A 522-nucleotide genomic window follows, 5' to 3' on the forward strand; every position below is an offset into this window, starting at 1 on the left:
AGCAGTTTGAAAGCGCGCAAAGCTAACTTGAGATTAGAACTTAGCGTGAATGCTTAAGAAAGGGGCAATTCAATAATAGCTAAACAGCCCTCTTTATCTGCTCTATTAATCAGACTTAGTTGACCATTATGAACTTCAAGTACCTGTCGACAAAAGACTAAGCCGATACCAGAGCCTTGCTTTTTAGTGGTGTAAAATGGCACAAATAAATTACCTTTATTGCTAATGCCAGACCCTTCATCACTAATTATGAATCTAAAAGTATTGTCAGTCACTTGCCAGCTAACGTTTACTTCACCGGTAGCCGTTTTACTTTGCATAGATTCAATCGCATTTTTAATTAAGTTAATGAATACCTGCTCAAATTGAATGGGATCAATCAGTAACTCCACATCTTCTGAACGAGACACAGTGATCTTATTTTTTTGATTTTCGGGGAGGGTATCAAGTGGGTTTTGATAAAGTGGGATGACTTTATCCACCAAACTAACGATTGATGTGGGATGTTTTTTAGGCTCAGGT

The 522-nt window shown here is 37.7% G+C and carries 1 protein-coding gene; it reads right to left on the reverse strand.

What is annotated here, in order from left to right:
* Positions 1 to 53: 53 nt before the first annotated feature.
* Positions 54 to 522: sensor histidine kinase (locus CXF71_RS07935; protein WP_157826710.1), on the reverse strand; the 469-nt coding region annotated here is incomplete at its 5' end.

It is taken from the genome of Colwellia sp. 12G3 (assembly GCF_002836775.1).
Lineage (GTDB): Bacteria > Pseudomonadota > Gammaproteobacteria > Enterobacterales > Alteromonadaceae > Colwellia.